The sequence below is a fragment of the Parasphingorhabdus sp. genome (genome assembly GCF_049667325.1).
Taxonomy (GTDB): domain Bacteria; phylum Pseudomonadota; class Alphaproteobacteria; order Sphingomonadales; family Sphingomonadaceae; genus Parasphingorhabdus.
Map to the genome: position 1 here is coordinate 1 of NZ_JBATHY010000197.1, position 8,880 is coordinate 8,880.

Annotated in this window: 12 protein-coding genes and 1 tRNA gene; 4 read left to right on the forward strand and 9 right to left on the reverse strand. The window is 56.6% G+C overall.

Translation table 11 applies throughout. The features are described from left to right. Positions 1–704, reverse strand: a 704-nt coding sequence (locus WBM93_RS08910) for a TonB-dependent receptor (RefSeq protein WP_424431065.1), incomplete at its 3' end; no start/stop codon positions are given. Positions 705–828: 124 nt separating this feature from the next. On the opposite strand from WBM93_RS08910, the gene WBM93_RS08915 reads away from it, so the two are divergent. Further along, on the forward strand, positions 829–1,461 hold the full coding sequence (locus tag WBM93_RS08915) for a TetR/AcrR family transcriptional regulator (RefSeq protein ID WP_424431067.1): 633 nt from the start codon (positions 829–831) through the stop codon (positions 1,459–1,461). 101 nt (positions 1,462–1,562) lie between these two features. Here the strand turns inward: WBM93_RS08915 and WBM93_RS08920 are convergent. The 5 genes from WBM93_RS08920 to WBM93_RS08940 all read right to left on the reverse strand — a co-directional run bounded on the left by WBM93_RS08920 (position 1,563) and on the right by WBM93_RS08940 (position 3,922). Continuing rightward, positions 1,563–1,639 (reverse strand) — tRNA-Arg (locus WBM93_RS08920). A gap of 99 nt (positions 1,640–1,738) precedes the next feature. Further along, on the reverse strand, positions 1,739–2,146 hold the full coding sequence (locus WBM93_RS08925; protein WP_424431069.1) for a hypothetical protein: 408 nt from the start codon (positions 2,144–2,146) through the stop codon (positions 1,739–1,741). A gap of 101 nt (positions 2,147–2,247) precedes the next feature. Further along, on the reverse strand, positions 2,248–2,889 hold the full coding sequence (gene nth / locus WBM93_RS08930) for an endonuclease III (protein WP_424431071.1): 642 nt from the start codon (positions 2,887–2,889) through the stop codon (positions 2,248–2,250). A 128-nt stretch (positions 2,890–3,017) separates the two neighbouring features. Next, positions 3,018–3,368 (reverse strand): hypothetical protein, encoded by a 351-nt coding sequence (locus WBM93_RS08935; protein WP_424431073.1) that lies wholly within the window; start codon positions 3,366–3,368, stop codon positions 3,018–3,020. 293 nt (positions 3,369–3,661) lie between these two features. Beyond that, a complete protein-coding gene (locus WBM93_RS08940; RefSeq protein WP_424431075.1) occupies positions 3,662–3,922 on the reverse strand; it encodes a hypothetical protein in 261 nt (86 codons plus the stop codon). Between the two features lie 147 nt (positions 3,923–4,069). On the opposite strand from WBM93_RS08940, the gene WBM93_RS08945 reads away from it, so the two are divergent. Then, positions 4,070–5,134 (forward strand): NAD(P)-dependent alcohol dehydrogenase, encoded by a 1,065-nt coding sequence (locus WBM93_RS08945; protein WP_424431076.1) that lies wholly within the window; start codon positions 4,070–4,072, stop codon positions 5,132–5,134. Positions 5,135–5,180: 46 nt separating this feature from the next. Here the strand turns inward: WBM93_RS08945 and WBM93_RS08950 are convergent, their stop codons facing one another. Further along, complete coding sequence (locus tag WBM93_RS08950) at positions 5,181–5,684, reverse strand: hypothetical protein (RefSeq protein ID WP_424431078.1); 504 nt, start codon at positions 5,682–5,684, stop codon at positions 5,181–5,183. 266 nt (positions 5,685–5,950) lie between these two features. Here WBM93_RS08950 and WBM93_RS08955 point away from each other — a divergent pair, with 266 nt between their 5' ends. Then, the gene (locus tag WBM93_RS08955) at positions 5,951–6,901 is read left to right on the forward strand and encodes a LysR family transcriptional regulator (protein ID WP_424431079.1); all 951 of its coding nucleotides are present in this window, start codon (positions 5,951–5,953) and stop codon (positions 6,899–6,901) included. Positions 6,902–7,191: 290 nt separating this feature from the next. Here WBM93_RS08955 and WBM93_RS08960 read toward each other — a convergent pair whose 3' ends face one another. Then, positions 7,192–7,446: a hypothetical protein gene (locus WBM93_RS08960; protein WP_424431080.1), complete on the reverse strand. Its 255-nt coding sequence runs from the start codon at positions 7,444–7,446 to the stop codon at positions 7,192–7,194. A gap of 155 nt (positions 7,447–7,601) precedes the next feature. Next, the gene (gene dapB, locus WBM93_RS08965) at positions 7,602–8,330 is read right to left on the reverse strand and encodes a 4-hydroxy-tetrahydrodipicolinate reductase (RefSeq protein WP_424431082.1); all 729 of its coding nucleotides are present in this window, start codon (positions 8,328–8,330) and stop codon (positions 7,602–7,604) included. Positions 8,331–8,472: 142 nt separating this feature from the next. On the opposite strand from dapB, the gene WBM93_RS08970 reads away from it, so the two are divergent. Continuing rightward, on the forward strand, positions 8,473–8,880 hold a 408-nt coding region (locus WBM93_RS08970), incomplete at its 3' end, for a Sir2 family NAD-dependent protein deacetylase (protein ID WP_424431084.1).

Here is an 8,880-nt window from a genome sequence, read left to right on the forward strand (position 1 = left end):
CCGGCCCAGATATCCTTGTTGTAATTTTCGAGACCGTTTGTCAGATTGTCTCCGAAACCGCCGCGTGAAAGGCGTGCGCCCGATGCGCCGACACGGATTAGATCGGAAATCGGCATGCTGGCAGTGATCACCGCTTCGGCCTGATCATAAGTGCCGTAGGTCGCCCGCGCCTTGAACGAAGGTTCGTCCGGCAGCCGCTTGGTCACATATTTGACCGCTCCGCCAATGGTGTTGCGCCCGTAAAGCGTGCCCTGCGGGCCGCGAAGCACTTCAATCCGTTCGACATCATAAATGTCGAGCACGGCAGCCTGTGGGCGGTTGAGATAGACATCGTCAAGATAGATGCCGACGCCCTGTTCAAAACCGGAAACCGGGTCCTGCTGGCCAATGCCGCGAATGAAGGCGGAAAGCGTCGAGTTGGTTCCGCGCGAAGATTCCAGCGTGGTGTTGGGTGTTGTCAGGCCGATATCGGTAATATCGACCGCGCCCTGTTGCTCGAGTTTTTCTGCGGAAAATGCCGTGATCGCGATAGGAACATCGACAAGACGTTCATCGCGGCGCCGGGCCGAGACGATGATGATGCCGTCATCGGAGCCTTCGCTTGCTGACTCGGACGTCTGGGCGCTGACGGTGGCAGGAGCGATCAGACCGCCTGCGAGGCTGGTGATAATCGCCGCATAACTAACGGTTTGCTGAAGTTTCATGAAAGGCTCCTCCTTGAATTTACGCCTGGCGTTTCCAGGTCTTGGGAGGCGCTATATTGAAACATGAACCAACATTCAACTTAAAAATTTGCTTCTCCAGTGAAATAGGGTTAGCCGTGACATTATGGCCACTGATTATTCGGAACATATTGAGTCCAAAGACAAACAACCGCGCACCGCGCGCGGAATGCAGACCAAGCGCAAGCTGCTCGATGCGGCGGCGCTGGAGTTTGGCGAGAAGGGCTTTCACGAAGCATCGATCACCGGGATCACCCGGCGGGCAGGGACTGCACTGGGCAGTTTCTACACCTATTTCGATTCAAAAGACGAGCTGTTCAGCGCACTCGTCAAGGACATGAGCGCCCGCGTGAAGAGCCATGCGGCGAGCGCGATGACCGAGTGGCAGGACGCGCTGGAACGGGAAAAGCTGGCGCTCGAGGCGTTCATGAACTTTGCCCGCGAGCACAAGGAAATCTACCGGATCATCGACGAAGCCGAATTTGTCGATCCCGAAAGCTATCGCTCGCATTATGAAGAGACCGCCAAACGGATATATGAACGGTTGCAGGAAGGCAGCGCCGCCGGTGATTTTCGCGGGGAACTCGAAGAAGCCCATGCCTGGGCGATCATCGGCATGAACGTTTTTCTCGGGCTGCGCTATGGTATCTGGACGGAGGAGAAATCGGCCGTCCATATTGCCGGGATCGCGAATGGCATATTGGCGAAAGGAATCGCGGCGGACAAGAAGCCGTCCTGATTTGTGGGCGGTTCCGCTTGCTCTAGCGCCTGGCTCTGGCGATCCGCGTGGTCGTGCTGATGCGAACGCCCCTGCGCTTCGAAATATAGAATACAAGAAAATGGTGCACCCGACAGAATTCGAATCTGTGACCTCTGCCTTCGGAGGGCAGCGCTCTATCCAGCTGAGCTACGGGTGCCAGGGCGTGTGTCGCCGGATGGGCGTTTAGCAGCGACATTGCTGCATTGCCAATCAATTATTCGGGCCAGTCAAATTTCCGCGGGCAACGGAGCGCCGCCTAGTCCGGGGCTTCTTCCCTCGGAATTTTCTCGATTTGCTGGAATTTGCCGAGACCGCAGGCGCCGCGGGTGTTCAACCGGCCGGCGGTCGTGTCGAGCACGCGGATGATATCGACATTGCACAGCCGGTTGGTCGACGTGCGATAGGAAAAAGCTTCCTCGAAAGCGAGACCGCTGCACTTGCTGGGCAGGGTGTTGCGGTAGATATCGCCATTGTTCATTCTGAAATCGATTGTCTGGCTGTCGATCACGTCGGTAGAACGGATATTCGAGCGCATCACACAGCTTTTCGGCTCGCCGATGGTCCTGATTTCATATCTGTCATCCCCGGACGCTTGTTCGGCGGCAAAGGCGACGCTTCCGGCAGCTAGGGCGGACGCGATGATGATTGTGGTTTGCAGGCGCATGTTCTTCTCCTGTCGATATCCTCCATCTTATCCGCCAGGCTACGCTTTGCCATATTTAGGAAAGCTGAATGATATTCGCGCTTCCGGCAATCATTGCTCGTCTAGTCAGGAGCAGGCGTTTTCTTCTTGAAGCGGCACAGATCGGCGACCGGACAGCGCCAGCATTCGGGCCTCCGCGCCTTGCAGATATAGCGGCCGTGCAGGATCAGCCAGTGGTGGGCGTGGACGCGGAACGGGGCCGGGGTTTGTTTCTCGAGCTTCTTCTCCACCGCCAGCACGGTTTTGCCCGGTGCCAGACCGGTGCGGTTGCCGACCCGGAATATATGGGTGTCGACCGCGAAAGTCTCGGCACCAAAGGCACAGTTCATTACCACATTGGCGGTCTTGCGTCCGACGCCGGGCAGCCTGACCAGCGCGTCGCGATCCGCCGGAACCTCGCCGCCGAAATCGGCGATCAGCATTTCCGACAAAGCGATCACGTTCTTCGCCTTGGTGTTATAAAGTCCGATGGTCTTGATATGCTCTTTCAGCCCATCGAGTCCGAGATCGACCATCTGCTGCGGCGCCGTAACCTCGGCAAACAGCAGGCGGGTGGCCTTGTTGACACCAATATCGGTCGACTGCGCCGACAGCGCCACCGCGACCACCAACTGATAGTTGTTGCCATAGTTCAGCTCGGTCTCGGGCGCGGGATTGTCGGCAGCGAGGCGAGAGTAGAATTCGAAGATATCGGCTTTTTTCATGCCCGCCGTCATGGCCGGTAGGCGATGAAAATACAATCGCCGGTACGAAGCGGACGATACGGGGAAAAAGGCGTGTCCAGTGCCCTGTTACCGGGGATTCTCCGTAACCCGGATGGCTGTGGCCTGTCTCAGTTACGAAACTCCGGAACACGGCTGCGGCGGTCTTCGTGCAATATCTCGTTGATCAGGTTGCGCAGCCGATGGTTTTCGGCGAGCAGATGACTCATCGGGTCGCTCTTTGCCATCAGCATGAACGGGTCTTGGGCGTCCGGTATTATGATATGGGGAGAGGATCGGTGCTGTTCGGTGCGATTGTCCGCGACCCTTTTCTTCGCCGGCGGGCGAAGCCACCGGCGCACCGCATCAACCATTTTGCTTTGATCCCATCGTCCGTTGAGATCCGTCCGCATGCGATGAAACAGCACCGCGGGACTTATTGCACTATATTTCACGATCTGTTTGGTATTAGCATCTTCCATATCTGCCCCCAAAATCATTACTAAGCTACAACATATAGTGTATTCCAAGATTCCAGAGAGGGCGACGAATATTGCAACCAAAATGGATATATTCATCACGATATCGGGTTTTCAGATAACCAACTATGTTCAAAGGGTTTTATGGGCTGAATGCTTTGGCCCGAGAGCCGGGGTTGCAGGGACAGTGCAGCAATCAGGCGAGAAAATCGGGTATCAGCTGGTCTGTCACTATAGCTCGCCCGATTGAGATCCTGACGATCACAGCAGTGATGCGGTACTGACCGATAGCCGGATTATTTGCCTTGAGCCCGGTCCATCAGACCCATGAAGTCGCGCGCCGAATTTCGGTCGGCCTCGTCCTCGAATGCACTATCCAGATCCAGCGGATTGCCGAGCATGTACAGGACCGCCCACAACGCGAAGCGCCGCCCGCGATCCTTTTCCAGTCCAAAGTCCACCCGCATATGCTCGATGCCGGAGTCCATCGCCTCCGGCTGGATCGCGGAAAGGTCGGCGGTGCCGAAATAGCGCCGCAACTGGTCATCAAAATCCATCTGGCCGATCTATTGGTTCGGGTGGATGTTGGCAAGCCGGTCGTGAGAATTACACTACGCGCAATTGCGTAGAGACGATTTTGACGGCCAGTCTTAACATCGACCGGAAATTCATGATTGTTATGGAGTCCCCCAATGGAAAACCACATGAAAGCCGCCATATTCATCGAGCCCGGCAAGATCATTCTTGGCGAGAAGCCGATTCCCGACATTGGCCCGCTCGACGCGCTGATCCGGATTACAACAACCACCATCTGCGGCACCGATGTTCATATTCTCAAGGGCGAATATCCGGTGGCAAGCGGTCTGACGATCGGGCACGAACCGGTCGGGATCATTGAAAAGCTCGGCTCTGCGGTCGAGGGCTTTTCCGAAGGCCAGCGGGTTATCGCGGGCGCGATCACGCCGACCGGGACATCGCATGCTTCGCTGTGCGGTTTCCATTCGCAATGCGGCGGTCAGCACGGCCATGGATGGAAAGCAATCGGCGGCTGGCGATTTGGCAATACGATAGACGGCGCCCAGGCCGAATATCTGCGCGTGCCGGATGCAATGGCCAATCTCGCTCCCGTGCCAGACGGGCTGACCGACGAACAGGTATTGATGTGCCCGGACATTCTCTCGACCGGTTTCAGCGGCGCGGAGTCCGGCAAGATCAGGATCGGCGACAGCGTCGCCATCTTTGCCCAGGGGCCGATCGGTCTGTGCGCCACTGCCGGTGCCAAGTTGATGGGCGCGACCAACATCATCACCGTGGAAACCGTACCCGAACGCATGGAAATGTCGCGCAGCATGGGTGCAGATCATGTCATCGATTATAACAAGGTCGATCCGATCGACGAGATCATGCGGATTACAGACGGGCGCGGCGTCGATGTCTCGATCGAAGCTTTGGGCAAATCCCGGACCTTCGACTGGGCCTTGCGGGTCTTGCGCCCCGGCGGAACCCTGTCCTCGCTCGGCGTGTATTCAGAAGACCTGACCTTGCCGGTTGGTGCTTATTCAGCCGGGCTGGGCGACAATATGATCGTTTCGACGCTCTGCCCCGGTGGCAAGGAACGCATGCGCCGGCTGATGGACGTGGTCGGATCGGGACGGGTCGACACCAGCAAGCTGGTGACCCATCATTTTGCGCTCGATGATATTGAAACCGCCTATGACCTGTTCGCCAACCAGCGTGACGGGGTGATGAAAATCGCGATCCGTCCGTAACGCTGCGCGGTCCGCAAGCACGGCATTTTAATCCGGCCGGGCAAGCTCAGGTAGCGCTGAGTGCGAGCAGCGTGTCTCGCATAATCGCCCGGGCGAGTTTGGTCAGATGCAACTGGCTGGCCATCTGACCGGCCGGATGCGGTGATTGTATGATGTACCCCTTGCTTTCCAATATGTTGATGTAGCGAACGACCGATGTTTCCGGGAGCGATATCAGTTGGGCCATTTCAGCGAGGGAGATAGTCTGCTTTTCCTCACCAGCGATGACCAGCCGGATCAGGATTTTCCACACCGGGTCACCCAGTGCCGACAATTCTTCCCCCAGACTTCTCCTTTTGATGTCATGAAAGCGTTCGATTATCTGCGCCAGCGCCAGCAATTCCAGATCGGACTTGTTCGGAGCCTCATATTCGATGAACGATTTTGTGTTCCGGTCGAGGCTCGTGATATATTCCTCGAGATCCCGGATATTGTCCTGTGTCAGCCGGTCCTTGGCGTCGCCGCCTGCACGCGCTGGAATCCCGATATTTTTGGTGGTTTTTATGGACATTAACTCTCAACCTATTTGTGATAGAAATTCGAAATTCAGCGGATATCAACGGAAAAGCACGGTCTCAGGATAGTGAAACGGTCTTCAACTTTTGTAGAATTGTATTTTACTATGGTGCCATTCAGCCACTGTATGGCAACGCCAACTATCTGGAAATTATCGATGTTTCATGAGTGCCCGGCATGGAAATCTTGGCAAGAAACACGATTTTACTTGCTTCAGTCCATGTTTGAGCGAAGAAATTGGGCCTGATCAGGAAGACATCCATGGCGTATCGTCAGTTTGAAATAAATATCCAGGATTTGCAGACATTTGCCGCTGTTGCCGAGTGCGAGAGTTTCAGCGAGGCCGCCAAGTCATTGGGCAAGACCCAGCCGTCGGTCAGCAACCGGATTAAATTGCTCGAGGAAAAACTGCAGCGACAATTGATCCTGCGCGATAATAAATCCGTCAGTCTTACCGACGAGGGGCGCCGGTTCCAGGAATATGCATCGAAGCTGATCACAGAGATGGCGGTTCTCCATGATGAATTCCATGCCAAAAGCAAACAGCGGCAATCCACCGTCAGACTGAGTCTGCCGATGATGATCGGTACGGCAATGATCGGATCGGTTATCGAACAGTTCCACCAACAGCACCCCAATATCAAGATAATACTTGAGGACGATACGCGGGAAAATTGCGTTCAGCATGTCATCGATGGAAAATCCCATCTCGCGTTTATTTCGAGCAGCGCAATACCGGAAAACGTAGATTACAAGGCGGTCGCATCGCGCAACTGCTACGCCATTACGTCCCATGACCACCCGTTGGCGAAGAACAAGGCAGCCAGTTTTGCCGAAATCCTGAAATATCCGGTATTGAGCCCGGATATCCACATGGATTTGCGGCGGGAAATCCAGGCAGAGGCGGAGCAACGGGGTATCAAAGTTTCCCTCGCTCCGGAAGCCTCTGGCGTCACCAGCTATTTTTCCCTGCTGGCGATGGCGGCTTCCGGCCAAGGCGTTGCGATTCTGACCAGCACGCTGATTCCGCCATCCTTCATGAGCATCCTCGGGATCACCGAAATTGCCGATTGCCAATTTACCCGGACATTCGGACTGGTCACGGCCAAGGGCAGAAAACTCTCGCCGTCGGCCAAATTATTCCGGGACTATCTCGTAAAAGTGGGCGAGCAGATCGAATCGGAACGGCAAAGCACCGTCGATTCGTCATAGCGCCTGCGCCGGGATAACCGGCTGGATTGGATTGGATGGATGGGGGAAATGCCGGTGCCGTCCAAATAGGCAGCTATCCCCAGGGCCACGTCCATCCCGGACGGTCAGCCGGTTCTATGTCCGCGCATGAGTTTTCTGCGAGGCGGATGATTGGGCAACTTCGATATCTCAAACCACTGTCACCGCGGTTGATAATTCCGCGAGCGGAAAAATTTCCCGTCGCGCTATCTTGTTCAGGCAAAAAAAAGCGGGGCATATAGCCCCGCTCTCAAATCTCGATTTTCAAAAGCTCAAGGGCTTACTGAATTGTCGGGGTCTGTCGATTCAGCGATCAGAAAAAAGCCGCCGATTACAGCTGCGGCCGCCAGGATACCGATAAGGGCGCCGTTTCCGCCTTCAAGCTTCGAAGCGCGTTCGCTTTTAGCCGATACCCGTTCGACTTTCGATACAGCCGGTTTTGCGACGCCTTGCTGGGATTGAGCCAAGGCTGGCGCAGCCATCAAAGAGGTCGCAGCAATGCTGGCTGCGAGTTTACCAAATTTCATTTTTGTATTCTCCAAATCTTTGCATTCAAATATCGTCTCGTGCTTCTAGTGTTGCAGAAACCAATGTTCAACGAAAAAGTCAACGAAAACTATGAAAGTGGCTACGATAGCCAAGCACTGTCACAATATAGTGACAGTTTGCCAGCGGCTTTCGTCTAGAACCCCAAAACCCCGTCCATCCCGTAGCGTCCGGCCTTTTGCCCGACCAGCCAGCCAGCCGCTTTCACCGCACCGCGCGCAAAGATCATCCGGTTCTCCGCCCGATGGGTCAGTTCGATCCGCTCCTCGTCGCTGGCCAATATGACCATATGATCGCCTGCCACCGATCCGCCGCGCAGGGCGGCGAAGCCGATCGCCCCCTTGGCCCGCGCCCCGGTAATCCCGTCGCGCCCGCTTTCGCTATGCGCGGCCAGATCGATGCCGCGTCCCCGCGCTGCCACTTCGCCTAGCAATTTCGCGGTGCCACTGGGGGCGTCGACCTTGTGCCGGTGGTGCATTTCGACAATCTCGATATCCCAGTCATCGCCAAGCTTGCCCGCCGCCTGCTCGACCAGCGCCGCCAGCATATTGACGCCGAGCGAGGTGTTGCCGGTCTGCAGCACTGGGATCTTGGTCGCCGCCCGGTCGATCGCCGCGTGATGCGCGGCCTCCAGTCCGGTGGTGCCGATCACGATCGGCTTGCCCGCTGCGACACAGGCATCGAGTGTTGCCTGCAGCGCCGACGGCGATGAGAAATCGACCAGCACATCGCTCGCGCCGACCAGCGCCGCGATATCATCGCCCTGATCCGCGCCGCCGGCGTGGGCATGGCCCGCTTCCTCAATCGCCGCGACCAGCGCCTGTCCCATGCGGCCCTTGCTGCCGATAATCCCGATGGCTGTCATTCTGTATAATCCCGTTAGTCCTGAGCTTGTCCAAGGCTGCCTATCGTCGAGAGGCATGGTTTGACAGGCTCACCACTAACGGTTTTTGAAAATGGTGCAAAGCTTCTCGACTTCGCCCGAAGTGAACGGATATGGAGGACCGATGCAACGCAACATCAACAACATCGTCATCCTGACCGGCGCTGGCGTAAGCGCGGAAAGCGGCGTTGCCACGTTTCGCGGGCCGGATGGCCTGTGGGAAGGGCAGCGGGTCGAGGATGTCGCGACACCGGAGGCCTTTGCCCGCGACCCCGATCTGGTACAGAATTTCTATGACGAGCGCCGCGCGAGGCTCAAGTCCGTCCAACCCAATGCCGCGCATCAGGCCCTGGCGCGGCTGGATGCAGCATGGCCAGGCGAGTTATTGCTGGTGACGCAGAATGTCGACGATCTCCACGACCGTGCCGGGTCGAAACATTTGCTCCATATGCACGGCGAGCTGAACAGCGCCTGGTGTCTGGCTTGCGATGCCCGCTTTGCGTTTGACGGCGCGATGGCAGCGGGTCCGGCC